Genomic DNA, 25,423 nt, shown 5'->3' on the forward strand with positions numbered 1-25,423 from the left:
GCGGGTTGTCTCCGGCAGCGCGCGGGTACTTGCCCGGGCGTAATTTTTTTGCGACTGCAGGGTCTGCAACTGCGCCGGGCCGGCTTATTCAGCCGGCCCGGAAAATCGATACTACATGGCTTTTTCGCGGATCGCGGGCCAGGCGCGCTGCAGGTAGTACAGCATCGACCACACTGTCAGCACCGCGGCCACGATGATCAGCACGTCACCCAGCAGCTTGGTGCTGACGCCGTAGATTGTCTGGTTATACAGCAGGCACGGAATGGCGATCATCTGCGCCGCCGTCTTGAACTTGCCCAGCCGGTGCACGGCCACGCTGGCGCTGGCGCCGATCTTGGCCATCCATTCGCGCAGCGCGGAAATCGTGATTTCACGGCCGATGATGATGAGCGAGATGAAGGCGTCGACCCGGCTCAGGTCAAGCAGCACGATGAGCGCGGCGCAGACCATGAGCTTGTCGGCCACCGGGTCCAGAAATGCGCCAAATGCCGATGTCTGGTTCCAGCGCCGGGCGAGCCAGCCGTCGAACCAGTCGGTCAGCGCGGCGATGATGAAGGCCCATGCCGCCAGCGTATCGCGCGTGGGAACAGACATCCAGCTTTCGGGCAGATAGAACAGCCCGACCACCAGCGGAATCATGGCGATACGCAGCCACGTCAGAATAATGGGAACGTTAATTGGCATAGTGTCCGTATCCTAACAGAGGGCGGTCCCCCCCGAAGCGCCTTTGGCGCCTCCCCCAGGGGCGCCGCAGCGGACCGGCGGAGCCGGATCCGCGCGGCCCGGATTGCTCTTAGGGGCGGGTGGTTGGAATTTGGGTTTGGCATTTCGGTGGTCGGCGGTGAGGGTGACACGAATTCGTGACATTTGGGCAAGTCCGGGGCGTCAGCGCAGCGCCTCGTAGATGCGGATTGCCAAGTCTTGCGAGATGCCGTCTACCGAGGCCAGATCCTCGATGCTGGCGCGGGCAACGCCGGAAAAGCCGCCGAAGCGGGCCAGGAGGCGCTGGCGGCGGCGGGCGCCCACGCCTTCTATTTCTTCCAGGCGCGAGACGTTGCGTGTCTTGGCGCGGCGGGCGCGCATGCCGGTGATGGCGAAGCGGTGGGCCTCGTCGCGCACCTGGGCGATCAGCATCAACGCGGCGGATTCGCCGCCCAGGGCGACCGGCGGGCGGCCGTCGGCGAAGACCAGGGTTTCCAGGCCGACCTTGCGCCCTTCCCCCTTGGCCACGCCCACCAGCGTCTGGATGTCCAGCCCCAGTTCCGCGAAGACCTTGCGCGCGACCTCGACCTGGCCCTTGCCGCCGTCGATGAGGACAAGGCCGGGCATCTGTGCGTCGCCATCGGCCACCTTCGCAAAACGCCGGGTCAGCACCTGGCGCATGGCCGCGTAGTCGTCGCCGGGCGTGATGCCGGCGATGTTGTAACGGCGGTACAGCGAAGGCTGCATGTCGTGGTGCTCGAACACCACACAGGAAGCCTGGGTGGCTTCGCCGGCGGTGTGGCTGATGTCAAAGCACTCGATGCGCAGCGCGTCGAGCGCGGCTTCGTCGGTATCCAGGTCCAGCGCTTCGGCCAGCGCCAGCGTGCGGGCCGCCCGGGCGCCGGATTCGGTCAGCGCGCGGGCGAGCGCCATTTCGGCGTTCTTTGCCGCTTGCTCCAGCCACGACCGGCGCGTGCCCTGCGGCCGCGTCAGCACCCGCGTCGGCCGGCCGCCCGACTGCTCGACCAGCAGCGCGATCAGCTCGGGATCGGGCAAGGTGTGCGAACACACCAGGATCGGCGGCATCGCATTCTCGGTGTAATGCTGGGCCACGAAGGCTTCCAGCACCTGCGGCGCGGCCTCGCCTTCGGCGTGCGAGGGAAAGAACGGCTTGTCGCCCAGATGGCGGCCGCCGCGCACCATCGCCAGGTTCACGCAGACCTTGCCGCCGGCAATGGCCACCGCAATGATGTCGGTGTCTTCGCCGCTGACGTTTTCCATGGTCTGCTGGTGCAGCACGCGCGCCAGCGATCCCATCTGGTCGCGCAGCGCCGCGGCTTCTTCGAAGCGCAACTCCATGGAGGCCTGCTGCATGCGGGCCTCGATCTCGCCCATGACGTCCTTGGCCTCGCCGTTCAGAAAGCGGACGGCGCGATGCACGTCGCGGTCGTATTCGGCCGCTTCGATGGCGCCCACGCAAGGCGCCGAGCAGCGCCCGATCTGATGCAGCAGACAGGGGCGCGAGCGGTTGGCGAACACGCTGTCTTCGCACGTGCGCAGGCGAAAGACCTTTTGCAGGATCTGGATGGTTTCGCGCACGGCCCAGGCATTGGGAAACGGGCCGAAGAACTGGCCGCGCTTGTTGGTGGCGCCGCGGTAGTACGCGATGCGGGGCCAGTCATGCCCCGTGATGTGCAGGTACGGATAGGACTTGTCGTCGCGAAACAGGATGTTGTAGCGCGGCTTCAGGCTCTTGATGAGGTTGTTTTCCAGGATCAGCGCTTCGGCCTCGGAGCGCGTCACCGTGACCTCCAGCCGCGCCACCTTGGCCACCATCTGCGCGATGCGGGGGCTGGACAGCGTCTTCTGGAAATACGACGAGACGCGCTTCTTCAGGTCGCGCGCCTTGCCGACATACATGACCTCGCCGGCCGCATCCAGGTGCCGGTAGACACCCGGCAGATGCGGCAGGTCAGACAGGAACGATTTGAGATTGAAGTCGTCGGGCATTCTGGTAACGGCTTTCGGCCTGCAAGGTATCCCAATCGGGCGCATCGAAACGCGGCATCAGGCGCCGGATGCGCGCAACGGACTCGGGCGCATGGTCGAACTCAAGGCGCGACAGCAGGTCGTCGGCCAGGTCCGGGCGGTTGCACACCAGCACCATGTCGCAACCGGCGCGCAGCGCGGCGTTGGCCCGGTCCAGGATGTCGCCCGCCACCGCGGCGCCTTCCATGGTCAGGTCGTCCGAGAACACCACGCCATCGTAGCCCAGGCGCTTGCGCAGGATGTCCTGCACCCAGCGCTTGGAAAATCCCGCCGGGTGCTTGTCCACCTTGGGATAGATCACGTGCGCGGGCATGACGGACGGCAGGACCGCATCGCCCAGCCACGCGTAGGGCGCGGCGTCGTCCTTCATGATCTGGTCCAGCGTGCGCGGATCGACGGGGATCTCGTGGTGCGAGTCGGCCTCGACGTAGCCGTGGCCAGGGAAATGCTTGCCGCAGGCCGACATGCCAGCCAATGCCAGGCCTTGCACCAGCGCGCGCGACAGCATGGTCACGACGCGGGGATCGGCGTGGAAGGCGCGGTTGCCGATGACCTTGCTGACGCCGTAATCCAGGTCCAGCACCGGCGTGAAGCTCATGTCCACGCCGCAGGCGCGCAGTTCGGCCGCCAGGACATACCCGGCCTCGGTGGCCAGGCGCATCGCCTGCAGCGGATCCTGGTCCCACAACTGGCCCAGCGCGCGCATCGGAGGCAACGGCGTGAAGCCGTCTTCGCGGAACCGCTGCACACGGCCGCCTTCGTGGTCCACCAGGATCAGCAGCGGCTCCTTGCGCGCCTTGTGGATCTGGCGCGTCAGCGCGGTGAGCTGGGCGCGGTTCTCGAAGTTGCGGGCGAAGAGGATGACGCCGCCCACCAGCGGGTGGCGCAGGCGTTTCTTTTCCGCCTTCGTAAGCGTGTATCCCGCCACATCGACCATCACGGGGCCGGGGGGCAGGACCGCCTTGGATTTCTTTTTGGCCATGGAGGTGTCCTTGTAGATGTGCGGCAAGCCGGCGGGAAACATCCCGGGCTCAGGGCTTGCGCTCGACCACCACGTACGCGGCGGCCATGTCGGATTCATCGGTAATGGAAACGTGGGCCGCGCCGAACCGTTCGGCATACCAGGCCTGCAATTCGGGCGCGATCACCAGCACCGGGCGGCCGCCCGGCGCATTCAGCGTCTGCACGCGCCGCCACGTCATCGGCATGCGCATGCCCAGGCCGATCGCCTTGGAAAAGGCTTCCTTGGCCGCAAAGCGCGTGGCAAGGAATCGCAGCCCGCGGACCGGGTCGCGCGCGCGGCGGGCATGGAATTTGAGGAGTTCTTCGGGTCCCAGGATCTTTTCGGCGAACCGGTCGCCGTGGCGCGCCAGCGCGCGCTCGATCCGGTCGATGCGCAGGAGGTCCATGCCGATGCCGGCAATGGCGCCGGCGGGCGTGGCGGAAGAAGAGTCGGACATCGGCATCGCCTGGCTAGCGGTCAAAACGCGTCATCGGCCCGCGTTCAAAGCCCGCGCAGCGCGTGCAACCGCGCCTGCACCATCAGCGCCTTCATGTCGCGCACGGCTTTTTCCCAGCCGTCGAAGATCGCCTGCGCCACGATGGCGTGGCCGATGTTGAGTTCGGAAATGCCGTCCAGCGCGGCCACCGGCTTGACGTTGCCGTAATGCAGGCCATGTCCCGCGTTCACGCGCAGCCCGTGGCGCAGCCCTTCGGTCACGGCCAGGCGGATGCGCTGCAGTTCGGCGTGGGCGGCCTCGCCCTCGGCCTCGGCATAGGCGCCGGTGTGCAGTTCGATCACGGGCGCGCCGGCCTTGGCGGCGGCGGCGATCTGAACAGGGTCCGGATCGATGAAGAGCGAAACGCGAATGCCGGCTTCGGTCAGAAGCGCCACCGCGTCGGACACCGGGCCCATCGCGCCGGCCACTTCCAGCCCGCCTTCCGTCGTGAGCTCGGTGCGCTTTTCGGGCACCAGGCAAACGTCGCTGGGCTTGACCGCGCAGGCGATCTCAAGCATTTCCGGCGTGACCGCGCATTCCAGGTTCATGCGGGTGCGCAACTGCGGGCGGATCGCGTAGACGTCAGCATCCTGGATGTGCCGCCGGTCTTCGCGCAGATGCAGCGTGATCAGGTCGGCGCCGGCGTACTCGGCGCGCAGCGCCGCGGCGATCGGGTCGGGGTACGCCGTGTGGCGCTGCTGCCGCAGCGTGGCGACGTGATCGATATTTACACCAAGTTCTATCATTGCACTTTCGTTGTTTCTTCCCAGCCGCCGCCCAGCGCCTTGTAAAGCTCCACGCGGTTAATCAGCGCGGCCAGGCCGGTTTGCACCAATGCGAGCTGGGCGTTGAAAAAGTCCACCTGCGCGGTCTGCACCTGCAGGTAGCTGTCGATACCGTTGGTATAACGCAAATTCGACAACTCCAGCGTCCGCGCCGACGAATCCTGCAGCGCGCGCTGGGCATCGAGCTGCGCCCCGTAGGTGGCCTCGCCCGCCAGCGCGTCCGAGACCTCGCGGAACGCCTGCTGGATGGTCTGCTCGTACTGCGCCACGGCGATATTGTCGCGCGCCTTGGCCAGGTTCAGTCCTTCGCGGATGCTGCCGCCCGCAAACAACGGGGTCGTGATCGACGGCGAGAAGCTCCAATACCCCTGCCCGCCCTTGAACAGATCCCCCAGCGACGGGCTGGCCACGCCCAAGAGGCCAGTCAGCGAGATGGTCGGGAAGAACGCCGCACGCGCCGCGCCGATGTTGGCGTTGGCGGACAGCAGCTGGTTTTCGGCGGCGGCGATGTCGGGCCGGCGCTCCAGCAGGTCGGACGGCAGGCCCGACGGCACCGTGGCCAGCACCTGGTCGCGGCCGAACGTGGCCGGCGGGGGCAGCGTGTCGGGCAGCGGCGTGCCCACCACCAGCACCAGCGCGTTCATGGCCTGCGCGCGGGCGCGGGCCAGTTGCGCCAGGTCGGCAGAGGCCGTGTCCAGCAGCGACTTGGACTGGTTCAGGTCCAGTTCGGAGGCCACGCCGCCGTCGAAGCGGCGCTTGACCAGGTCATACGATTCCTGGCGCGAGGCCAGCGTGCGCTGCGTCAGGTCCAGCTGGACCTCGGCGGCACGCAGGTTGAAATACGACTGTGCGACCGAACCCACCAAGGTGATGTGAACGGTCTTTTGCGCCTGCTCGGTCGACAGGTACTGCTGGTACGCGGCTTCGGACAGGTTGCGCAGGCGGCCGAACAGGTCGATTTCGAACGTGGTCAGGCCGATGCCGGCCTGGTAGGAGCTGCTGATCGAGCTGGAATCCGGACCGCCGGCCCGCATGTTGGCCGGCAGGTGCTGGCGCTGTCCCTGGATGCCGGCGCCGATGCTGGGCCACTGCGCGCCGCGCTGGATGCCGTATTGCGCCCGGGCCTCTTCGACGCGCTGGACCGCGACGCGCAGGTCGCGGTTGTTGACCAGCGCAAGCTCGATGAGGGCCTGCAGGCGCGGATCGCGGAAGAATTCGCGCCAGCCCAGGTCCGCCGCGGGTGTGCCGGCCTGCGGCACGACGTCGGCGGCGGGCTGCGAGCCCAGCGTGGTGGCGCGCGAGTACGCGCCATATTGCACCTTGGGCTGATCCGGCCACGCCGGGCTGACCGGCGCGTCGGGACGCTTGTAATCGGGCGCCAGCGAGCAGCCGGCCAACGCCACCGCCACAAAGGCGGACAAGGCGGTCTGTCTGAACATCAGGGCTTTCATTCCTTGCCCTCCTGGCCACCAGTGGGTTGTGCGGTCTGCGGCGTTGCCGGGTCAGCGCCCTTTTCGGCCGCCGCCTTCTTTTCGGCCTGCTCCTGCTCGAAGGCGCGCAGTTCGGCGCCGAGCAGACGCGGGCGGGTCTTGAACAGGCCCAGCACCACCACGAAGAATGTCGGAACGAAGATCACAGCGAACGGCGTGGCGGCCAGCATGCCGCCCAGCACGCCCAGGCCCACCGCACGCTGGCTGGCCGCGCCCGCGCCGGTGGCCAGCGCCAGCGGAATCACGCCCAGGATGAACGCCAGCGACGTCATCAGGATGGGCCGGAAGCGCAATCGCGCGGCCTCCACCGCGGCCTCGTACAGGCCCATGCCGCGCGCGTACTGGTCCTTGGCGAATTCCACGATAAGAATGGCGTTCTTGGCCGCCAGCCCGATCACGGTCACCATGCCGACCTGGAAGTACACGTCGTTGGACATACCCAGCGCACTGACCAGCGCCACCGCGCCCAGCATGCCCAGAGGCACCACCAGCATGACGGAGATGGGGATGGCCCAGCTTTCATACAGCGCGGCAAGCACCAGGAAAACGACGAGAAGTGACAGGCCCATCAGGATGGGGGCCTGGTTGCCGGCCTGGCGTTCCTGATAGGACAAGCCCGTCCATTCGTAGCCGAAGCCTTGCGGCAACTGGGCGACCAGCCGCTGCATTTCTTCCATGGCCTCGCCCGTGGAGTAGCCCGGCGCCGAGCTGCCGCCGATACGCATCGACTCGTAGCTGTTGTAGCGCACGACCTGCACCGGTCCCTGCACCCATTCGCCCGTGACGAACGTGGACAGCGGCACCATGCCGCCCTGCGCGTTGCGGGCGTTCAGCTTGAGCACGTCGGACAACTGCATGCGGTACGGTGCATCGGCCTGGACCCAGATGTTCTGCATCCGGCCCAGGTTGGGGAACTTGCTCAGGTACGCCGAGCCAACCGCGGTCGAGATGAGCGATGCGGCTTCGTTGAAGTCCACGCCCAGCGCGGCCGCCTTGTCGCGGTCGATGTTCAGGCTGAGCTGCGTGCCCGCCGACAGGCCCGTGATACGGACTTGCGACAGCACGGGGCTCTTCATGGCCTCGCCCATCAGCTGCGCGGTGGCAGCCGCCAGGGCCTCGGTGCCGGCGGCGCCGCGGTCCTGCAGGCGCAAGTCGAAACCGGTGGCGTTGCCCAGCGACGAGATGGCCGGCGGCACCAGCGTGAACACTTGCGCGTCATGGATCCCCATGAGCTGCTTTTCGAAGGCGGTGAAGGCGATCGCGCCGGCCGAATCCTGGCGTTCCTTGCGGTCCTTGAAGTCCTTGAGCGTGGTGAAGGCGATGGCCGCGTTCAGACCGTTGCCGTTGAAGCTGTAGCCCTGCACGGCAATGATGTTCTCGACGGCGGGAATACCCTGGAAGTATTTCTCGACCTGCTCGATGACCTCGACGGTACGGTTGGCGCTGGCGCCGGTGGGCAGCTCGATGTTGCTGACCACGTAGCCCTGGTCTTCCTCGGGCAGGAACGAGGACGGCAGGCGCAGGTAGAGCCAGCCCAAAAGCAGGACCAGCACCAGGAACGCCAGCATCATCCGGCCGCCCTTGTGCAGGATGCGCGACACCCAGTTCTGGTAACCATGCGTCGTGGCGTCGAACTTGCGGTTGAACCAGCCGAAAAAGCCCTTCTTGTCCTCGTGGTGGCCCTTGGCCACCGGCTTGAGGATCGTGGCGCACAGCGCCGGCGTGAAGGTCAGCGCCAAAAGCGCCGAAAAGAAGATGGACACAGCCATTGCCACCGAAAACTGGCGGTAGATCACGCCCACCGACCCGCTCATGAAGGCCAGCGGCAGGAACACGGTCACCAGCACCAGCGTGATCCCGATGATGGCGCCGCTGATCTGCGGCATGGCTTTCTTGGTGGCCTCCTTGGGCGGCAGGCCCTCGGTCGCCATGATCCGCTCGACGTTTTCGACGACCACGATGGCGTCGTCCACGAGAATCCCGATGGCAAGCACCATCGCGAACATGGTCAGTACGTTGATCGAGAAGCCCAGCGCCAGCATCACGGCGAACGCCCCCAGCATGGCCACCGGGACCACGAGCGCCGGGATCAGCGTGTAGCGCACGTTCTGCAGGAACAGGTACATGACCAGGAACACCAGCACCATGGCTTCGGCCAGGGTATGGAGCACCTGCTCGATGGAGACCTTGACGTAGGGCGCGGTGTCGTACGGCACCGAATACTGGATGTTGTCCGGGAAGTACTTGGACAGCTCCTGCATCTGGTTGCGCACGCCTTGCGCCGTGGCCAGCGCGTTGGCGTTGGGCGACAGCACGATGGCGAAGGCCGCCGTGGGCTTGCCGTTCAGGCGGGCGCCAAACTGGTAGTTGTCGGCGCCGACCTCGATGCGGGCGACGTCGCGCAGCAGCACCTTGGAGCCGTCGGTGTTGGCGCGCAGGACGATACGGCCAAAGCCGTCGACCGTGCTCAGTTGGCCGTTCGCCGTGACCGTGGCCGTGATGCGCTGCGATTCCGGATTGGGCGGCGCGCCGATGCTGCCGCCCGAGATCAGCACGTTCTGGCTGGCGATGGCGTTGTTGACCTCGGCCATGCTGAGGTTGAAGCCGACCAGCTTGTTCGGATCCAGCCAGACGCGCATCGCGCGAGGCGCGGCGAACAACTGGAACTGGCCCACGCCCGGCACCCGCGAAACCGGGTTCTTCACGTTGCGGGTGATGTAGTCGGCCAGCGCCGTCTGGTCTAGCGAGCCATCGGTGGACGACAGCGTCACAATCATCAGAAAGCCGGTACTCGTCTGCTCGTACTGCAGGCCCTGCTGCTGCACCGCGCTGGGCAGCTGGGCGATCACGTTGGACACGCGGTTCTGCACGTCCACCTGCGCCAGGTCAGGATTGGTGCCCGGCGCAAACGTCGCGGTGATGGTCGAGGTGCCGTAGGAGTCGCTGACGGACTCGTAGTAGATCAGGCCCTTGGCGCCGTTGAGCTGGTCTTCGATGATGCTGGTGACCGACTCGGCCACTTCGGGGGCCGACGCGCCGGGGTAGGTCGCGGTGATCGTGATGGCCGGCGGGGCCACATCGGGGTACTGCGCAACCGGCATATTCGGGATGGCCAACACCCCTGCCAGCAGAATGAAAAGGGCAACTACCCAGGCGAAGATTGGTCGATCGATAAAAAATTGCGGCATGTGGGCTGACTCTGAAAGCGATGCTCACCAAAGAGGAACGCGGCGCTTGCTGCGCCGCGTGCCGCTTACGATTTCTGGCCGGCGGCCTTGTCCTGCGGGGCCGGCTCGGCCGGCTTGGCGCCGGGCTGCTGGGCGGGTTCGGCCGGTTTGGCGCCGGGCTGCGCGCCAGGTTCGGCGGGCTTGGCGCCGGGCTGCGCGGCGGGCGCGCCGCCCTGCGCGGGCGTGCCGCCCCGGTTCCATTGGCTGACCTGCACGGGCGCGCCGGGGCGGATCTTCTGGAAGCCCTCGACCACGACCACGTCGCCTGCCTTCAGGCCGCTGGTGACCAGCCAGTTGTTTTCGTACGCGCCGCCAGTGGTGACCGGCGCCTGCGCGATCTTGTTGTCGCGCACCAGCATCAGGCTCTGCTTGCCGTCGGCCGTGCGCTGCAGCGCCTGCTGGGGAACCAGCAGGGCGACATCGTCAAAGCCCTGCTCCAGGCGGACCCGCACATACATGCCGGGCAGCAGGATGCCATCGGGATTGGGGACCTCGGCGCGAAGATTCACCTGGCCGGTGCTGGGATCCACCGTGATGCCGGTGAACAGCAGCTTGCCGGGATGTTCGTATTCGGAGCCGTCTTCAAGCACGACTGTGGCGCGGGCGGCGTCCTTGCCCACTTGCTGCAGACGTCCGCTGGCAAAGGCGCGGCGCAGAGCGGCAAGGTCGGCGGTGGACTGCGTGAAGTCAACGTAGATGGGATCGAGCTGCTGCACCGTGGCCATTTGCGTGGCGGACGTGGATTCGACCAGCGCGCCCTCGGTGACCAGCGGCTTGCCGATGCGGCCGGTGATCGGCGAGGTGACGTCCGTGTAGCTCAGGTTGATGGCGGCGTTGTCCTGCGCGGCCTTCGCGGCGGCCACGGTGGCGTCGGCCTGGCGGAAGGACGCCACGGCGTTGTCGTATTCCTGCTTGCTGACGGCGTTGGCCTTGACCAGCGGCGCGTAGCGGTCGGCCAGGAGCTTGGCGCTGAACAGGTTGGCCTGCGCCTGCTTCAACTGCGCCGTCGCCTGATCGTAGGCGGCCTTGTAGGGCGCCGGATCGATCTTGAACAGCAGCTGGTTTTCCTTGACGTCGCCGCCCTGCTCGAAGGTGATGCGCTGCACGATGCCGGTGACGCGGGCGCGAATCTGCGCGTCGCGCACGGCATCCACGCGGCCCGGCAATTCCGAGACGATGGGCGCGCGCTGCGGCTGCACCGTGACCACGCTGACCTGGGGCATGCCGGGATTCATCTGGGGTCTTTCCCCGCATCCGGCCAATATCAGCGCGAGGACGCCACCGGAAACAGCCAGACCCGAAATTCGTTTAGGCGAAAACCGCATTGAAACCCCCGCGTAGCGTAATGAAGCGCGTCGTGAAATCGCGTCAGGTACCGCAGCAATTCGAACGTGCCGAAGAGCAGCGATCAAATCATGACCAAGCGTCACCAACGACACGTGAATAGCCCAGTAATGTAACTCAGATATTGGGGAAATCACGTACTTTTGGGGGGTCCAGGGGAACTTTCAGGCGCAATTGCGCAACAGTTATTTGCTGTTGGCGAGCTCTCGGAGATTGCCCAGGAACGCATAGCCGACGCCATGCACGGTGTGCAGGGGCAGCCGCGCACCCGCTTGGCGGACCTTGGTGCGCAGCCGGCAGATCGCCACATTGAGCGACCGCATGTTCATGCCGCCGCGCAGGTGTTTCACTTCTTCGCGGACCAATTCACGCTGCGGATTCCTGACCAGGCATGCGAAGCAGGCGCGCTCGACTTCGGTGAGGTCCAAGCGCGCGCCGTTGGGCAATTGCAGCGTCCAGCCCCAGTAGAGCAGGCTCCACCACCCGTCCACGGGGTCTTGGGGCAGGCCCGGCGCCCAGCCGGCGGGCGGTTGCGTCCGCGCAGGGCTGGACGGGGGGCCGGATGGGGGGCTGCATGCGGGGTTGCTGGCGGACGTACGCGCGGGCTTGCGCGTGCCGGGCTTGGCAAGGAAGGGAGCGGGCACAGAAGCATTCAAGGCGGATCTCCACCAGGAAGGCCGCTGGCATGCGCGGGCGGCCCGTCCCGGAACAAGGTTGCGGAATGTCCTTGAAGCCTACCTGCGCGGCGCGGATTTCAGCCCGTCGCGGCGCATCTATCAGACCAATCCGACCTGCACACCCCGCCAATCACGGTAAGCCGCCGCCGTGCTACGAATGATGGGTCCCGTTGCGATGGATATCGTGCGTGACAAAGCAGCTGTCCTGCGTGGGCCGGGCCAGGATGCCGGGTTTTTCCAGCGTATGGCGGATGTCTGCCAGGCCCGACTCCCAGTGCTCACGCATGGCTTCGGTGCCGAACTCGTAATCCTTGGAGTAGCGCTCGCGGTGCTTGGCTTCGTAGATGAGGTTGACGATGTTGGTGGCCGGCGTGTGCGAAAGCTTGCGGATGTCCGCCAGGTCGGGCGCGCTGCGCTCGCTTTCCGGCAGGCGTTCCAAGAGGCGCTGCAAGCCGTGCCGCAGTTTCAGGACGCGCCGCAGCTGGTCGGTGACCAACCGGGTGCGGCTGGAATACTGGATGTCCTTTTGCCGCTCGGCCACCTCTTCGAGCGACGTCGGCAGCGGGCCGCGCGCGGGCCACAGGTCGACCTGGAACGCCAGCGTGTCGCGCATGTTGTCCGTGGTCAGCACCTGCGCAAGCGGCGTGTTGGAGACGATGCCGCCGTCCCAGTAATGCTCGCCATCGATCTCCACCGACGGAAAGCCGGGCGGCAAGGCGCCCGAAGCCATGATGTGCTCGGGCCGCAGGGTGTCGTGCAGGCTGTCGAAATACGCAAAATTGCCCGAACGCACGTTGACGGCGCCGAAGCTGGCCCGCACCGCGCCGCTGTTGAGCAGGTCGAAATCCACGAACTGGCGCAGGGTGGCGGCCAGCGGCGTCGTGTCGTAGAAGCTGGTGGAGGCGGCGCCGCGCCCGCGCACCAGGTAAGGCGGCGGAAAGCGCGGCTTGAAAAAGCCCGGCTGGCCGGTCAACAGGGCTTGCAGCGCGGAGACCTGTCCGTTCATGGCGGGCGAGCCAAACCCGAACGGCACCCCTTCGAACATGCCGTCCAAGGTGTCGCCCCACGGCAGCGCAGCAAAGCCCGTGGGCCGGCAGATGCTTTCCCAGAAGCCGCGCAGGCGCTCGACGCGCTCGTCTTCCGGGGACCCGGCGATGATGGCCGCGTTGATCGAACCGATGGAAATGCCGGAAATCCAGTTGGGCCGGATGCCGGCTTCGTGCAGGCCCTGGTACACCCCAGCCTGGTACGAACCCAACGCCCCGCCCCCTTGCAGCACGAGCGCGACGGTGTCGTAGGGCGGCGTGTCGCCGGTGTCTTCGGCCAGGGCCTTGCGGCTTGCAGTCATGCGGCGTCCTCTAGCGCTTGGTCTTGTCCGGCACCTGCGGCGTCCCGACGCCGGCGCGGAACGGATACTTGGCGAAGATCTCCGCCACCACCTTGTCCACGTTCTGCTGGGAACCGGCGCTGCCGGGATCCTGTACTTCGCCGACGGCGACGCCCTCCCAGACCAGTTGCCGCCGCCGCGCATCGACCAGGTCAACGCTGAGCGTGCCCTCGGTGTATTGATAGACGTCGTCGCCCCACCCGTAGCCGGGCCAGCCGCCGTAGAAGCCGGTGCGGTAGCCGTAATACGGGCCCATGGGCGCGAAGCCGGGCGTGACTTCGGTCTGCTGCTGGAGCTTGGCGCCAAAGTTCAACAACAGGTCGGGATTGGTGGCGCTGTAGGTATACCCGCGCATTTCCATCTGGCCGCGCGCCGCGCTCTTCAGGCGTTCAGTCAGCAGCGTGTTGTAGCCGGCCTTGTCCGTACCCAGCGGAGACATGTAGCCGAAGGTCTGATACTGCGCGAAATTGGCCTGGTGGTCATAGTCGCTCTTGACCGTGGGACCGGAGGCGCAGGCCGCCAGCAATGCCGTCATGGAACCCGCCGTCAGCATTTTCAACGCTTTCATGTGGATCTCTCCGTGAGTTCAAGGCGACAACATAGTGCCGCGAAGCCACCAAAGTTTCAACAGAATCTCATTCGCAACCGCCAAACATCCGCCCGGAATCGTCGCGGCCGCATTGCGCCCCGCGCCCGGTCCGTTACACTTCCCGTCGCTCCCGGCCACTCCTACCGACACGCGCATGCTTGAACTCGACGGCTCCATTTGGTTTCGCTCCGGCGCCCAGACCTGGGGCGGCAAGAACCGCATCGACCTCCTGGCGCAGATCGACGCCACCGGATCGATCACGGCGGCGGCACGCGCCGTGGGCATGAGCTACAAGGGCGCCTGGGACGCCATCGACGCCATGAACAACCTGGCCGGTGAACCGCTGGTGCTGCGCGCGGCCGGCGGCAAGGGCGGCGGCGGCACGCAGCTTACCGATCGGGCGCGCGGCCTGATCGCGACCTTCCGGGCGCTCGAAGTCGAACACCGCAAGTTCATGGACAACCTGACGCGCGCGGGGCTGGATGCCAGCGGCGACATCGACCTGATGAGGCGATTCATGCTCAAGACCAGCGCGCGCAATAAATTCCTGGGGACCGTCATCGAGATCCGCGCGGGCGCCGTCAACGACGAAGTGCTCATGCGCATTGCCGGCGGTCATACCGTCACGGCCACGATCACGCGTGAAAGCACGAAAGAACTGGGCCTGGCTCCCGGCAAGGAAGCCATCGCGCTGGTCAAGGCGTCGTCGGTCATTGTTGGCGCGCCGGGCCCGGGCCTGCGCCTGTCGGCGCGCAACCAGTTGCAGGGGCGCATCGCCGACCTGCGGCCGGGCGCCGTCAACAGCGAGATCCTGATCGCGATGGACGGCGGCACGACGCTGGCCGCCGTCGTCACGAACGAAAGCGCGGCCGACCTGAAACTGGATGTTGGCGCCGAAGCCGTGGCGATTTTCAAGGCGTCCAGCGTGATCCTTGGCGTGCTCGACTGACGCGCAGCCGCCAGCGTAGGCGGCGGCCGCCCCGGCGCACTAGAGCCCGACGTCCTCGTCGTGACGCCCCACCCTGCCCTCGCGCACTTCAAAGACCTCGTCGGCCAGCGCCTCGACGTCCGCGGGATCGTGCGTGATCAGCAGCATCGGCACATCCAGGTGGCGTTGCAGCGCGTCCAGTTCTTGCCGCATCTTGCCGCGCAGTTGCGAGTCCAGCGCGGAAAATGGTTCGTCCAGCAGCAGGATGTCGGGCTGCAGCATCAGGGCCCGCGCCAGCGCGACGCGCTGCTTTTGCCCGCCTGAAATTTCGTGGGGGTAGCTGCCGACAATGGCGCCCAGCTCGAACGCGTCGACCCAGCGCCGGGCCTCGCGCGTGACCTCGCGCCGGGGCGGATTGAACCACCCGCGGCGCAGGCCGAAGGCGATGTTCTGCGCCACGGTCAGGTGGGGAAACAGCGCATAGTCCTGGAACAGGTAGGCCACGCGGCGGGTCCGCGCGGGCAGGCAGATGCTTGCCTGGCTGTCGAACAGCACCCGTCCGTTGACCTCGATGCGCCCTGCATCCGGGCGCAGCAGTCCGGCCACCGCGCGCAGGGTCAGGCTTTTCCCCGCGCCGGACGGCCCGAACAGTGCGATGCGCTTGGCGGCCGACTTGAATTGCACGTCGAGTTCGAACTTGCGGTCGCCCGACACCATGTGCTTGCGCACGGAAAGGTCGATGCTCATCGCCCGCCTCCGTTGCGCTGGCCGGCGCCAATGGGCACCAGCTTGCCGGCGGCCAGCAGCACGACGATGCAGGTCACGGACGTGACCAGCACCAGCATGTTGGCGGTGGCGTCGTCGCCGGCCTGCACGGCTTCGTAGATGGCGACCGACAAGGTCTGCGTGCGGCCCGGCAGGTTGCCCGCGATCATCAGCGTGGCGCCGAACTCGCCCAGCGCCCGCGCAAAGGCCAGCAGCACGCCCGCGGCGATCCCGCGCGCGGCCAGCGGCAAGGTGACGCGAAAGAACACGCCCGCCTCGCCCACGCCGAGCACGCGCGCCGCGTTTTCAAGCTGCCCATCCACGCTTTCGAAGGCGGCGCGGGCCGACTTGAACACCAGCGGAAAGGCCACCACGGACGCCGCGACCACGGCGCCCTGCCAAGTGAATACGAGTTCGATGCCCCAGCCCGCCAGCGTTTCGCCGATGATGCCGCGCCGGCCCAGCAGCACCAGCAGGTAGTAGCCCAGCACGGTCGGCGGCAGCACCAGCGGCAAGGTCAGGATGGCGTCCAGCAGGTCGCGGCCCGGCCAGCGCCAGCGGGATAGGCAATACGCCGCGGCCGTGCCGGCCACGGTCGCCAATAGCGTCGCCCAGCCTGCCACTTTCAACGAAAGCAGCAGCGGGACCCAGACCGGATCACTCATCGATATTCACTACGATTGAACGGACACTCAGGGCTTTTGGAATCCATAGCGCGACAGTATCGCCTGCCCGGCCGGCGACAGCACATAGTTGACGAAGCTTTCGGCTTCCTTGGCGGCGGCCTCGCGCGTGGTCAGCGCAATCGGATAGGTCACCGGCGTCTGCGACGGCACACGCACGGCCACGTTGACCTTGCCCGGCATGACGGCCGCGTCGGTGGCGAACACAAAGCCCGCGTCGACCTCGCCGCGCGCCACGTAGTCCAGGCTCTGGCGCACGTTCTGCGCCAGCACGCTCTTGGCCTGCACGGCATCCCACAGGCCCTGGGCCTGGAGCGCAGCCTGCGTATAGCGGCCCACCGGCACCGAGGACGGATTGCCGTAGGCAATGCGCTTGATCTCGGGACGCTCCAGGTCCTTGAGCGTCTTGATGCCGGCCTTGCTGTCGGTCGGGACGATCAGCACGATCTCATTGGCCGCGAAATCGACCCGCGAGGCGGGCTTGACGGCCTTTTCCTCGACCGCCTTGTCCATCGCCTTCTGGTCGGCCGACGCAAACACGTCGGCGGGCGCGCCCTTCACGATCTGCTGAAGCAGCACATCGGAGGCGCCGAAATTCAGGATCACCTTGGTGCCGGGGTGTTCCTTTTCAAAGCCTTGCGCGACGTCCTTGAATGCGTTGGTCAGGCTGGCGGCGGCCGACACCACCAGTTCCCCCGCGTTGGCATTGGCGCCCCACGCGGCGGCGAGCGCCAGGGTCAGCGCGACGAACGGGCGTTTGTGAAGCATGTCCTTCTCCTGTGGGCACCAACGATCCGGCATCGAAATATATCCAGGTATATAACGCTCGTCAATGTTGGCCCAGGCGGCATTTATGAAATATCAAGGAATAAGGGAGGCCAGCCTGAAGGGCTGCCTTCTACCCGCGGGCAACCGTCGTGACGTCGACGGATTCGGGCGCCAGGGCGGCGCGCAGGAAATCGAGCGCGTCTTCGGGCCGGGCGGTCCCGCACATGAAAATGTCCAGGGCCGCGAATTGGTGCTCGGGCCAGGAATGGATGCTGATGTGGGATTCGCTGAGCAGAATGACGCCGGTGACCCCCGCCCCTTCCCCGAAATGATGGAAATGCGCGCTCAGCACCTGCGCGCCAGCCGCGTGGGCTGCGGCGGTCATCTGGCGTTCCAGCGCCTGCGCGTCGGTCAGCAGACCGGGCGCCACGCCGCGAAAGTCGGCCAGCACGTGGCGGCCGGGTGTTGCGTGAACGGTCACTTGTGGGATCCGCCCGATGACCAGCCCGATCCGCCCGAATAGCTGCTGCCCCAGCTGCTGCTACTGCTGCCGCCGGCCAGGCGCGTGCCCGGCGCACTGGCGCTGGTGGTGGCCAGCACGACCACCACCGCGTAGATGGCATACAACAACTTGCCTTTCATCTATTCGTCCTCGCCCATCAGCGTGTCGGCCAAAAGGGCCGGAAGCCAGAGAAACACCATCCCGATCAGCACCGGAATGAAGCGGCCGTCGAAGATGTTGCCGAAGTTCAGGAACAGCATCGCGATCAGCGCGCCCTTGGCCCACTTGCGGTAGCCCCCGGCGGCCTTGCCGGACGACATGCGCATGGCCTTCTGGCGGTTGAGTTCCGGCCGGTCGAACCACTGCGCCAGCTGCGCCGGCGACACCGGCGCCGACGCCGACCAGCCCAGTTCCTTGTCGCCCAGTTCTCGGGTCAGCTTCAGCGTGCCGACCTTGTAATCGGTGATCTGCGTGCTGTCGCCCACCTTCACGCGCCAGTTGAAGGCGCCCAGCGCCATTTCCACGCGCGAGGTGTAGTCGTACAGCTTTTTGTATTCGCGGTTGCGCCAGCGCACGCTGGAGGCGTTGTTATGGCTGGGCCAGGTGTCGCAGACCTGCACGCGTTCCCAGCCTTCGTCCGACTCCACCAGCCACACAAACCCCTTGGCGGCGTTGAACAGCAGGTACTCGGTCCAGCTGGACGGCTCTTCGGGGTCGGGATCGGCGCATTTCATGAGGCCGATCAGCGTGTAGTCCACGCCTTCCATCTTGGCGACCGATCCCAGCGGGAGCGTGGCGCGGATTTTCTCGACGCGCCGCGCCTTTTCGATGACCTCGGCGGTGGGACCGGAACAATCGACGGCCGCCGCGCATGATGGGCAAACCACATTCGTGGCCATGGCAGCCACAAACGAGATCGGCGCGCCGCAGTTGGGGCAGTCCAACGCCTTGATCTGGCCGCGAAAGCGCCCCGCCGTTTCCTCGACCTGCTCCGCGGTGCGCAGCGAGCCCGCCTGCATGGCGGACAGGTCGAACGCTTTGCCGATGTAGAGCTCGGGCTGCGGACCGTCGGAATAGTCGAGCGTGAGAAAGGCGTCCAGGCTCCGGTAGTCGGCCACCTTGGCCTGCCAGCCGTCACCCGGCACGAAGGGCAGCTCGCCCTGGGCGCCGCCAGCCTGGCTCACGCGCACGTCCGCCGCCACGAAACGCTGGCCATCCAGCTTGAATTCGTCGCCGGGAGAAATGGTGTCGAACGCCGGCATTTCCTGCGCGGTCTTGGCCTTGCGCCGCCGCGTGACGGCGTACTGGCCGGACGCGTCCGACAGCCAGCCGTCCGTGCCGTCCTCGAACCACAAGTACCACTCGTTCCAGAAGCCCTCGTCAAAGCGCATCTGGATGCGGCCGATGACGTCAAAGCGCTTGCCGTCGTGCGCGCCCGCCGCGCCCAGGCACAGCGGCGAATAGTCCTCCAGGACCTCCGCCGCCTCGCCGATGCGCTTGACCGACTCGGCATCCTTGAGCAAGGTGCTGCGGCAGGCGCCGCAGACCGCCATGACGGAGGCTGCGGACGTGAACTTGACTGGGGCGCCGCACTGCGGACACAGAACCTGCTGCATGGCGCCTTAACTGGTGAGTTTCTTCAGCACTTCGGCCTTGGCCGAATCGTAATCCGCCGCCGTGATGAGGCCCTTGTCCAGCAGGTCTTTCAATTGCTGCAGCCGCTGGACCGGATCGGCCTGCGCGGGTTGGGCGGGCTGCTGCGCCTGCTGCGGGGCGGGTTGCTGCGGGGGTTGCTGCGGCTGGCCTTGCGCCGCGCCCAGACCCTGCGCCATCGTCTGGCCAAGCGCCGCGCCCGCGGCCAGGCCCGCGCCGATGCCCGCGATGCCGCCCTCGTTCTGGGCCGCCAGCGGGATGGACGTCGCGGTCTGGTATTGCGTGAACTTGCCCAGGTCGCCGGCCATGCCCATCGAGATCCGGGTGTCCAGCGCCTTTTGCAGTTCTTCGGGCAGCGACACGTTCTCGACCGTGAAGTTGTCCAGCTTGACGCCATAGCGGTCGAACACGGGCGCCAGCTGCTCGGCGATGCTCTGCGACATCAGCCCCTGGTTGCCGGCTATGTCCAGGAACGGCACCTTGGAACTGCCCAGGGCAGTCGTCATGGCGGCCACGACCATGTTGCGCAGCTGCGCCTCCAGGTCGTCCACGGTGTACACGTCGCGCGTGCCGCTGATTTCGCGATAGAACTTGCCGGGATCGGAGATCTGGTACGAATACACGCCGAACGCGCGCAGGCGCACCATGCCGAACTCGCTGTCGCGCAGCGTCACCGGCTGGGCCGTGCCCCAGCGCCGGCCCAGTTGCAGGCGCGTGCTGAAGAAGATGACGTCCGACTTGAAGGGCGACTCGAACAGCTTGTCCCAGTTCTTCAGGTAGGTCAGGATCGGCAGCGTCTGCGTCGTCAGCTTGTACATGCCAGGGCCGAATACGTCGGCCACCTTGCCTTCGTTGACGAACACCGCCATCTGCGATTCCCGCACGGTCAGGCTGGCGCCGTACTGGATTTCGAAATCCTGCATCGGATGGCGCCAGGCGAGCACGCCGTCGCGATCCTCGTTCCATTGCAGGATGTCGATGAACTGCTTGCGAATGAATGAACCGAGACTCATGGAAAGTCCTCCTGTCAGATCGGGGATTGCGCGCCGCGCTCAGGTCAGGCAGGCGGCGTTGACGATGCCGGCCGCCAGCGAGATCGCGCCGATCAGGCCGCCCATGGCGATGTTGTTTTCCGCGATGGCGTCGGTCATGCCCTTTATGGCCTTGGACACGACGGCGTACACGACGATCTGCACGATCATCGCCGCCACGCCCCACACCACGAACATGACGAAGCTGGCGTGGACCGCGATGCTGGAACACAGGGTGAGGCTGAAACCGACCAGCGCGCCGCCATAGGACAGGGCGGCGGCAATGTTGCCCTCGCGGATGAGGTCGAATTCCTTGTAGTGCGTGACGGCGGTGTAGACCGCCGTGAAAACGCCCAGCATGATGAGCGCTGAAACGATGTAGATCAGATAGGTCACCGCCGGATGCATTGCTTCTCCCATTGCCAGCCTCCCAATTGCGCGCAGTATATACGTCGCATTCGATATACTGCGAACGCATTTTTTGGCTCGGACACCCTATGCGCGACCGCGTTCTCATTCTTTCGGTACTGATCGTCGCGTCCTGCGGCTTGGGCTACGAGCTCATCAGCAGCGCGCTCGCCAGCTATTTGCTTGGGGATTCGATCCTCCAGTTCTCGTCGGTGATCGGCTGCTATCTCTTCGCCATGGGCATCGGTTCGTGGTTGTCAAAATATGTAAGAGACGAAGACGTTCTGAATCGCTTCATCGACGTCGAGCTGCTGGTGGCGCTGCTGGGCGGCGTGTCGGCCGCGGTGCTGTTCCTGGTGTTCGCATGGCTGTCCGCGCCCTTTCGCGCGGCCCTGTATGTGGGCGTCTTCATCATCGGGTTGATGGTGGGCATGGAAATCCCGCTGGTGATGCGCGTATTCAACCAGCGCAAGGCGGAATTCCGTGAAATCGTCAGCCGCGTTTTGACCTTTGACTACCTGGGCGCGCTGGCGGTGTCGCTGGTGTTCCCGTTGCTGCTCGCGCCCAAGCTGGGGTTGCTGCGCACCAGCTTTCTCTTTGGCATCCTGAACGCCAGCGTGGCGCTCTGGACCACGTGGCTGTTCCGTGCCGAAGTCAGCCGGCCCGGCGAGAAGGCCGTGCGCGCGGGCGTGGTGATCGGCATTTTGGGGCTGGGATTCGTCTACTCCGGCAGCATGACCGCCTGGGCCGAAAAAGGCCTGTACGGCGACGACGTGATCCATGCGGAGACCACGCAGTACCAGCGCCTGGCGGTGACGCGCTGGCACGACGACCTGCGCCTGTACATCAACGGCAACCTGCAGTTCTCGTCGCGCGACGAACACCGCTATCACGAATCGCTGGTGCATCCGGGCCTGCAGGCGCTGCCCTGGGCGCGCAACGTGCTGGTGCTGGGCGGCGGCGACGGCTTGGCCGTGCGCGAGATCCTCAAGTACAAACACGTCGAGCACGTCACGCTGGTGGACCTGGACCCGGCCATGACGAACCTGTTTTCGCGTTCCGAACCGCTGGTCAAGCTGAACGAAGGTTCGCTCAAGGACCCGCGCGTCACCGTCATCAATGACGACGCCGGCCGCTGGCTGGAATCCCACGCGCAGGTGTACGACTTCATCGTGGTGGACTTTCCCGATCCGTCCAACTTCGGCCTGGGCCGGCTGTATTCCGTGCCGGTCTACCACCTGATGGCGCGGCATCTGGCCGAAAACGGCTACATGGTCGTGCAGTCCACCTCCCCCTACTTTGCCCCGCGCTCGTTCTGGAGCGTGGACGCGACGCTCAAGGAAGCCGGCCTGAACACCTGGCCGTATCACACCTACGTGCCGTCGTTCGGCGACTGGGGCTTCATCCTGGCCAGCAAGCGCCGCGACTACGCGCCGCCCGAGAAGATCACGGTGGCCACGCGCTACCTGGACCCCGTCACCGTGCGCGAGCTCTTTCATTTTCCCGCCGACATGCCGGCGCTGGCCATGCCGCCGAACCGCCTGAACGAACAATCGCTCGTGCGCTATTTCGACGAGGACTGGCGCAAGGTCATCCGCTGATGCGCCGGCGCAGCTTCCTCCTGGGCGCTGCCACGGCCGCCGCCGCAGGTTCGGTCGGCTACTGGCGATCGCGCGTCGTCGAGACGAGGCCCGACGTTCACTACCCGGGCATGCAGGCCGGCCACGCGTTGCGCGACAAGGCGGCCCTGCCGCATCCGTCGGGCACCCGGCAGCACCAGGTCGCCATTCTGGGCGCTGGCGTCGCCGGCCTGTCCTGCGCCTGGAAGCTGGCGCGCGAGGGCTTCACCGATTTCGTCGTGGTGCAGGGCCCCGAATTCGCGGGCAATGCCGCGGCGGGCCAGCGCGATGGCCTGGACTACCCGCTGGGCGCGCATTACCTGCCCCTGCCGTCGCTGGCTTCGACCCACGTGCGCGAGATGCTGGCCGACTTCGGCATCCTTGAACACGGCGCGGGCGACGCCCGCCCCTACTACGACGAAGCGGTTCTCGTACATTCGCCGCAGGAAAGACTGCTGCGCAACGGGCGCTGGGAAGAAGGCCTGTTGCCCATGACGGGCGTGCCGGATGCCGACGCCGCGCAGCACCGGCGCTTTCTGGCGCTGATCGATCAACTGCGCACGCAGGTGGGCAACGACGGCCGCAAGGTGTTCTGCATCCCGCTGGAACTGTCCTCGCGCGATCCGGCCTGGCGCGCGCTGGATGGTCTGACGTTCAAGGCGTGGCTGACGCAAGAGGGCTATAGCTCGCCCGCGCTGCACTGGTATCTGAACTACTGCTGCCGCGACGACTACGGCGCGCGGCACGACGAGGTGTCGGCGTGGGCCGGCCTGCACTACTTTGCCAGCCGCGACGGCCATGCCGCCAACGCCGGCGAAGGCGCGGTGCTGACGTGGCCGGGCGGGCTGGCCGTGCTGGCCGACCGCATGCGCGACGCCATCACCAAGCAGCTCGGCCACCCCGGCTGGCTGCTGCAAGGCACGGCGATGCGCATCGACGAACTGCCCGCCGGCCCGCGCGTCCTGTGCGTGAAGGACTCGCCGGACGGCGCCGACAGCGCCTATGCCGTGCAGACGCGCCGCACGGTGTGCGCCATGCCGCTTTTCGTCGCGCAGCGCCTGCTGCCCGATCTGCAGGCGTACGGCTACGACCCGGCCGTGCACACCACGCCGCACGCGGCCTGGATGGTGTCGAACTTCGTCATGGACGGCTACCCGCTCGAAGCGCCCGGCGAGCCCCTGTCGTGGGACAACGTCGTCTACGAAGGCCAGGCGCTGGGTTATGTCGTGTCCACGCACCAGCTGCTGCGCGTGGCGCGCACGCCGCGCAGCGTGTTCACGGCGTATCACGCGCTAAGCGGCCAGACGCCGCAAGCGGCGCGCGACTGGCTGACGCGCGCCAGCCCGCAGGATCTGCGCGACATCGCCGCGGCGGATCTGGTTGCGGCGTACGGCAAGGAATTCTGGCGCAACGCCCGCCAGCTTGAGATCACGGTGCGCGGCCACGCGATGGCCTCGCCGGTCTGCGGCTACCTGTCCAATCCGGGCCTGGCTGCCCTGCGTGCGGTGGACGGTCCGGTGCTGTTTGCGCACGCCGACCTGTCAGGGTATTCGGTCTTCGAAGAGGCCTCATGGTGGGGCGTCAAGGCGGCAGGGCGTATCCTGGGCCACCACGAACAAGGATGAAAATCGACATGGGCAATCACGTCATCGTGCTGGGCGCGGGCATCGTCGGCGTCTGCTGCGCGCTGGAACTGCGCCGGCGCGGCATGACGGTCCTGCTCGTCGACCGCCAGGAACCCGGCATGGAAACGTCGCTGGGCAACGCCGGCGTGCTGGCCCGCAGTTCCTTGATGCCCTTCAATCATCCGGGGCTGTGGAAGCAGCTGCCGCGCCTCTTGAAGAACGACACAGTTCAGTTCCGCTACCGCTGGCCGTATCTGGCGGCGAACCTGGGCTGGGCGGCGCGCTTTCTGATGAGCGCGCGGCCGGCCGTCTTCCAGGAAACCGCGCGGGCGCTGGACGGCCTGATCCGGCTATCCGCGCCCGAGCACCTGAAGCTGCTGGACCAAAGCGGCGCGCGCCACCGGCTGCGCGACACCGGATGGATCTTCCTGTACCGCTCGGCGCAGGCGTGGCAGGCCGGCGCGCTGGCGCGCCGCACGTTCGCGCAGTATGACGTGCCCACGCAGGAACTGGACCCCGCGGCACTGGCCGAAGCCGAACCCGCGCTGTCGCCGATCTTTCACCGCGCGTTGTGGATCCAGGGATCGTATTCGGTGGACGATCCGCACGAGGTCGTGGCGGCCTACGCCGATCTCTACCGGCGCGAAGGCGGACAATTCCGGCGGCTGGACGCCCGCAGCATCCGCCGCGACGGCGCGTCGTGGATCGTGAACGGGGCGACGGCGTCCGAATCCCTGTCTGCCGGCCGGCTCGTGGTGGCGCTGGGTCCGTGGTCCAAGGCGCTCTTGAAGACCACCGGCATCGACCTGCCGATGGCGTTTGAACGCGGCTATCACATGCACTACAGCGGCCGCGAAGGCGCGCGCGTGACGCGACCCGTGTACGACACGGGCGGCGGTTACGTGCTGTCGCCGATGGCGCGCGGGCTGCGCCTGTCCACGGGCGTGGAGCTGGACGCCTGCGACGCGCCCGCGCGGCCGGATCAGCTTGCGCTGGCCGAACAGCGCGCGCGCGAGGCCTTCCCGCTGGGCGAGCGGCTGGACGCGGCCGCCTGGCTGGGCCGCCGCCCCACGCTGCCCGACAGCCGCCCGATGATCGGCGAGGCGCCGCGTCATCCCGGCCTGTGGCTGGCGCTGGGACACCAGCACATCGGGTTCAGCACCGCGCCGGGCACGGCAAAGATCCTGGCCGACCAGATGCTGGACGGCAGCGCCACGGCGCGCCATCCGGCCTTCCGGCCCGGCCGCTTCATCTAGCGTTTACGCCACCTGTGCCACGTCCCAGCCGTCAAACAGCGCGCCGTACTCGTCGGCCAGGTCATTGAAGGCGTCGCAGCGCCGGAAGAGCTTGTCCGCGGGCAGGATCTCGACCATGCTCACGCACATCGTCCAGCCGCCGTCTTCGTCATCGGCCTGTTCGAGGCTTTCCAATAGGTACTTGCTGTCGGCGATCTTGCGGAAGATCAGTTCCAGCGCGTGTTCCTGCGAGGCCATGAAGCAATAGCTCCATTTCAAGCGGCCGAACGTATCCCAACCGTTCTGCGCCATCTTGCTGTACATGCCGTCAATCGACGCCTGGCTGACTTCCATCGCTGCTGCTCTGCTTATCGTTTTTCAAGAGGCGGCGATGGTAGCAGAGGTCCGGCCCTGTGCTGGGCAAAAGTCCGGGAAAAAGTCCGGGCAGAAATTCGGG

General features: G+C 66.6%; 24 protein-coding genes. 4 read left to right on the forward strand and 20 right to left on the reverse strand.

Annotated elements, in window-relative coordinates; genetic code table 11:
- Positions 1–111 precede the first annotated feature (111 nt).
- The 11 genes from pgsA to V6V88_RS17810 form a co-directional block, all read right to left on the reverse strand.
- On the reverse strand, positions 112–684 hold the full coding sequence (gene pgsA, locus V6V88_RS17760; protein ID WP_056323904.1) for a CDP-diacylglycerol--glycerol-3-phosphate 3-phosphatidyltransferase: 573 nt from the start codon (positions 682–684) through the stop codon (positions 112–114).
- A 201-nt stretch (positions 685–885) separates the two neighbouring features.
- On the reverse strand, positions 886–2,712 hold the full coding sequence (gene uvrC, locus V6V88_RS17765) for an excinuclease ABC subunit UvrC (RefSeq protein WP_056323901.1): 1,827 nt from the start codon (positions 2,710–2,712) through the stop codon (positions 886–888).
- Entirely contained in the window at positions 2,675–3,733 is a 1,059-nt protein-coding gene (gene nagZ, locus V6V88_RS17770) for a beta-N-acetylhexosaminidase (RefSeq protein ID WP_063956421.1), read from the reverse strand. The genes uvrC and nagZ overlap by 38 nt, the downstream gene beginning before the upstream one ends.
- A 49-nt stretch (positions 3,734–3,782) precedes the next feature.
- A complete protein-coding gene (gene acpS / locus V6V88_RS17775) occupies positions 3,783–4,211 on the reverse strand; it encodes a holo-ACP synthase (RefSeq protein ID WP_081100887.1) in 429 nt (142 codons plus the stop codon).
- Between the two features lie 44 nt (positions 4,212–4,255).
- Complete coding sequence (gene pdxJ, locus V6V88_RS17780; RefSeq protein WP_338615841.1) at positions 4,256–4,996, reverse strand: pyridoxine 5'-phosphate synthase; 741 nt, start codon at positions 4,994–4,996, stop codon at positions 4,256–4,258.
- Entirely contained in the window at positions 4,993–6,486 is a 1,494-nt protein-coding gene (locus V6V88_RS17785) for an efflux transporter outer membrane subunit (RefSeq protein WP_056323893.1), read from the reverse strand. The genes pdxJ and V6V88_RS17785 overlap by 4 nt, the downstream gene beginning before the upstream one ends.
- On the reverse strand, positions 6,483–9,713 hold the full coding sequence (locus V6V88_RS17790) for a multidrug efflux RND transporter permease subunit (protein ID WP_338615842.1): 3,231 nt from the start codon (positions 9,711–9,713) through the stop codon (positions 6,483–6,485). The genes V6V88_RS17785 and V6V88_RS17790 overlap by 4 nt, the downstream gene beginning before the upstream one ends.
- Positions 9,714–9,778: 65 nt before the next feature.
- A complete protein-coding gene (locus V6V88_RS17795) occupies positions 9,779–11,077 on the reverse strand; it encodes an efflux RND transporter periplasmic adaptor subunit (protein ID WP_280003503.1) in 1,299 nt (432 codons plus the stop codon).
- A gap of 204 nt (positions 11,078–11,281) precedes the next feature.
- Positions 11,282–11,602, reverse strand: coding sequence for a winged helix-turn-helix domain-containing protein (locus V6V88_RS17800; protein ID WP_062839241.1), 321 nt, complete (start codon positions 11,600–11,602; stop codon positions 11,282–11,284).
- Between the two features lie 322 nt (positions 11,603–11,924).
- The gene (locus V6V88_RS17805) at positions 11,925–13,121 is read right to left on the reverse strand and encodes a patatin-like phospholipase family protein (RefSeq protein ID WP_062839098.1); all 1,197 of its coding nucleotides are present in this window, start codon (positions 13,119–13,121) and stop codon (positions 11,925–11,927) included.
- Positions 13,122–13,131: 10 nt separating this feature from the next.
- Positions 13,132–13,728, reverse strand: coding sequence for a DUF4136 domain-containing protein (locus V6V88_RS17810; RefSeq protein WP_180098340.1), 597 nt, complete (start codon positions 13,726–13,728; stop codon positions 13,132–13,134).
- A 175-nt stretch (positions 13,729–13,903) separates the two neighbouring features.
- Here V6V88_RS17810 and V6V88_RS17815 point away from each other — a divergent pair, with 175 nt between their 5' ends.
- Entirely contained in the window at positions 13,904–14,698 is a 795-nt protein-coding gene (locus V6V88_RS17815; RefSeq protein ID WP_280003504.1) for a TOBE domain-containing protein, read from the forward strand.
- 39 nt (positions 14,699–14,737) lie between these two features.
- Here the strand turns inward: V6V88_RS17815 and V6V88_RS17820 are convergent, their stop codons facing one another.
- The 8 genes from V6V88_RS17820 to V6V88_RS17855 all read right to left on the reverse strand — a co-directional run bounded on the left by V6V88_RS17820 (position 14,738) and on the right by V6V88_RS17855 (position 20,487).
- Complete coding sequence (locus tag V6V88_RS17820; RefSeq protein ID WP_280003506.1) at positions 14,738–15,424, reverse strand: ATP-binding cassette domain-containing protein; 687 nt, start codon at positions 15,422–15,424, stop codon at positions 14,738–14,740.
- Entirely contained in the window at positions 15,421–16,107 is a 687-nt protein-coding gene (modB, locus tag V6V88_RS17825) for a molybdate ABC transporter permease subunit (RefSeq protein ID WP_056323878.1), read from the reverse strand. Before modB ends, V6V88_RS17820 begins: the two co-directional genes overlap by 4 nt.
- 27 nt (positions 16,108–16,134) lie before the next feature.
- Complete coding sequence (modA, locus tag V6V88_RS17830; protein ID WP_280003507.1) at positions 16,135–16,893, reverse strand: molybdate ABC transporter substrate-binding protein; 759 nt, start codon at positions 16,891–16,893, stop codon at positions 16,135–16,137.
- A gap of 130 nt (positions 16,894–17,023) precedes the next feature.
- Positions 17,024–17,374 (reverse strand): adenosylmethionine decarboxylase, encoded by a 351-nt coding sequence (gene speD / locus V6V88_RS17835; RefSeq protein WP_280003509.1) that lies wholly within the window; start codon positions 17,372–17,374, stop codon positions 17,024–17,026.
- On the reverse strand, positions 17,371–17,535 hold the full coding sequence (locus tag V6V88_RS17840; RefSeq protein ID WP_172802197.1) for a hypothetical protein: 165 nt from the start codon (positions 17,533–17,535) through the stop codon (positions 17,371–17,373). Before V6V88_RS17840 ends, speD begins: the two co-directional genes overlap by 4 nt.
- Positions 17,536–19,011: a DUF4178 domain-containing protein gene (locus tag V6V88_RS17845; protein ID WP_062839102.1), complete on the reverse strand. Its 1,476-nt coding sequence runs from the start codon at positions 19,009–19,011 to the stop codon at positions 17,536–17,538.
- A 6-nt stretch (positions 19,012–19,017) separates the two neighbouring features.
- The gene (locus V6V88_RS17850; protein ID WP_062839103.1) at positions 19,018–20,061 is read right to left on the reverse strand and encodes an SPFH domain-containing protein; all 1,044 of its coding nucleotides are present in this window, start codon (positions 20,059–20,061) and stop codon (positions 19,018–19,020) included.
- A gap of 39 nt (positions 20,062–20,100) precedes the next feature.
- Complete coding sequence (locus V6V88_RS17855; RefSeq protein WP_062839104.1) at positions 20,101–20,487, reverse strand: DUF350 domain-containing protein; 387 nt, start codon at positions 20,485–20,487, stop codon at positions 20,101–20,103.
- An 89-nt stretch (positions 20,488–20,576) separates the two neighbouring features.
- On the opposite strand from V6V88_RS17855, the gene V6V88_RS17860 reads away from it, so the two are divergent.
- Genes V6V88_RS17860 through V6V88_RS17870 form a run of 3 tightly spaced genes read left to right on the forward strand, consistent with a single transcriptional unit; the run spans position 20,577 to position 24,987 of the window.
- Positions 20,577–22,088 (forward strand): polyamine aminopropyltransferase, encoded by a 1,512-nt coding sequence (locus tag V6V88_RS17860; protein WP_056323860.1) that lies wholly within the window; start codon positions 20,577–20,579, stop codon positions 22,086–22,088.
- Complete coding sequence (locus tag V6V88_RS17865) at positions 22,088–23,731, forward strand: NAD(P)-binding protein (protein ID WP_338615847.1); 1,644 nt, start codon at positions 22,088–22,090, stop codon at positions 23,729–23,731. The genes V6V88_RS17860 and V6V88_RS17865 overlap by 1 nt, the downstream gene beginning before the upstream one ends.
- A gap of 8 nt (positions 23,732–23,739) precedes the next feature.
- Positions 23,740–24,987, forward strand: a complete 1,248-nt coding sequence (locus V6V88_RS17870; RefSeq protein ID WP_223576524.1) for an FAD-binding oxidoreductase — start codon at positions 23,740–23,742, stop codon at positions 24,985–24,987.
- 3 nt (positions 24,988–24,990) lie between these two features.
- Here the strand turns inward: V6V88_RS17870 and V6V88_RS17875 are convergent, their stop codons facing one another.
- On the reverse strand, positions 24,991–25,320 hold the full coding sequence (locus V6V88_RS17875) for a ribonuclease E inhibitor RraB (protein ID WP_223576173.1): 330 nt from the start codon (positions 25,318–25,320) through the stop codon (positions 24,991–24,993).
- Between the last annotated feature and the right edge of the window lie 103 nt (positions 25,321–25,423).

It is taken from the genome of Achromobacter sp. E1 (assembly GCF_037039475.1).
GTDB lineage: Bacteria > Pseudomonadota > Gammaproteobacteria > Burkholderiales > Burkholderiaceae_B > Achromobacter > Achromobacter mucicolens.

Coding starts and splice junctions, on each gene's coding strand:
- acpS (WP_081100887.1), bottom strand. CDS start 4,211: ATGTCCGACTCTTCTTCCGCCACGCCCGCCGGCGCCATTGCCGGCATC.
- pgsA (WP_056323904.1), bottom strand. CDS start 684: ATGCCAATTAACGTTCCCATTATTCTGACGTGGCTGCGTATCGCCATG.
- V6V88_RS17855 (WP_062839104.1), bottom strand. CDS start 20,487: ATGCATCCGGCGGTGACCTATCTGATCTACATCGTTTCAGCGCTCATC.
- V6V88_RS17795 (WP_280003503.1), bottom strand. CDS start 11,077: ATGCGGTTTTCGCCTAAACGAATTTCGGGTCTGGCTGTTTCCGGTGGC.
- V6V88_RS17810 (WP_180098340.1), bottom strand. CDS start 13,728: ATGAAAGCGTTGAAAATGCTGACGGCGGGTTCCATGACGGCATTGCTG.
- V6V88_RS17820 (WP_280003506.1), bottom strand. CDS start 15,424: ATGAGCATCGACCTTTCCGTGCGCAAGCACATGGTGTCGGGCGACCGC.
- V6V88_RS17845 (WP_062839102.1), bottom strand. CDS start 19,011: ATGCAGCAGGTTCTGTGTCCGCAGTGCGGCGCCCCAGTCAAGTTCACG.
- V6V88_RS17875 (WP_223576173.1), bottom strand. CDS start 25,320: ATGGAAGTCAGCCAGGCGTCGATTGACGGCATGTACAGCAAGATGGCG.
- modA (WP_280003507.1), bottom strand. CDS start 16,893: ATGCTTCACAAACGCCCGTTCGTCGCGCTGACCCTGGCGCTCGCCGCC.
- V6V88_RS17865 (WP_338615847.1), top strand. CDS start 22,088: ATGCGCCGGCGCAGCTTCCTCCTGGGCGCTGCCACGGCCGCCGCCGCA.
- V6V88_RS17840 (WP_172802197.1), bottom strand. CDS start 17,535: ATGAAAGGCAAGTTGTTGTATGCCATCTACGCGGTGGTGGTCGTGCTG.
- V6V88_RS17870 (WP_223576524.1), top strand. CDS start 23,740: ATGGGCAATCACGTCATCGTGCTGGGCGCGGGCATCGTCGGCGTCTGC.
- V6V88_RS17805 (WP_062839098.1), bottom strand. CDS start 13,121: ATGACTGCAAGCCGCAAGGCCCTGGCCGAAGACACCGGCGACACGCCG.
- V6V88_RS17790 (WP_338615842.1), bottom strand. CDS start 9,713: ATGCCGCAATTTTTTATCGATCGACCAATCTTCGCCTGGGTAGTTGCC.
- V6V88_RS17815 (WP_280003504.1), top strand. CDS start 13,904: ATGCTTGAACTCGACGGCTCCATTTGGTTTCGCTCCGGCGCCCAGACC.
- V6V88_RS17860 (WP_056323860.1), top strand. CDS start 20,577: ATGCGCGACCGCGTTCTCATTCTTTCGGTACTGATCGTCGCGTCCTGC.
- nagZ (WP_063956421.1), bottom strand. CDS start 3,733: ATGGCCAAAAAGAAATCCAAGGCGGTCCTGCCCCCCGGCCCCGTGATG.
- modB (WP_056323878.1), bottom strand. CDS start 16,107: ATGAGTGATCCGGTCTGGGTCCCGCTGCTGCTTTCGTTGAAAGTGGCA.
- pdxJ (WP_338615841.1), bottom strand. CDS start 4,996: ATGATAGAACTTGGTGTAAATATCGATCACGTCGCCACGCTGCGGCAG.
- V6V88_RS17850 (WP_062839103.1), bottom strand. CDS start 20,061: ATGAGTCTCGGTTCATTCATTCGCAAGCAGTTCATCGACATCCTGCAA.
- V6V88_RS17785 (WP_056323893.1), bottom strand. CDS start 6,486: ATGAAAGCCCTGATGTTCAGACAGACCGCCTTGTCCGCCTTTGTGGCG.
- uvrC (WP_056323901.1), bottom strand. CDS start 2,712: ATGCCCGACGACTTCAATCTCAAATCGTTCCTGTCTGACCTGCCGCAT.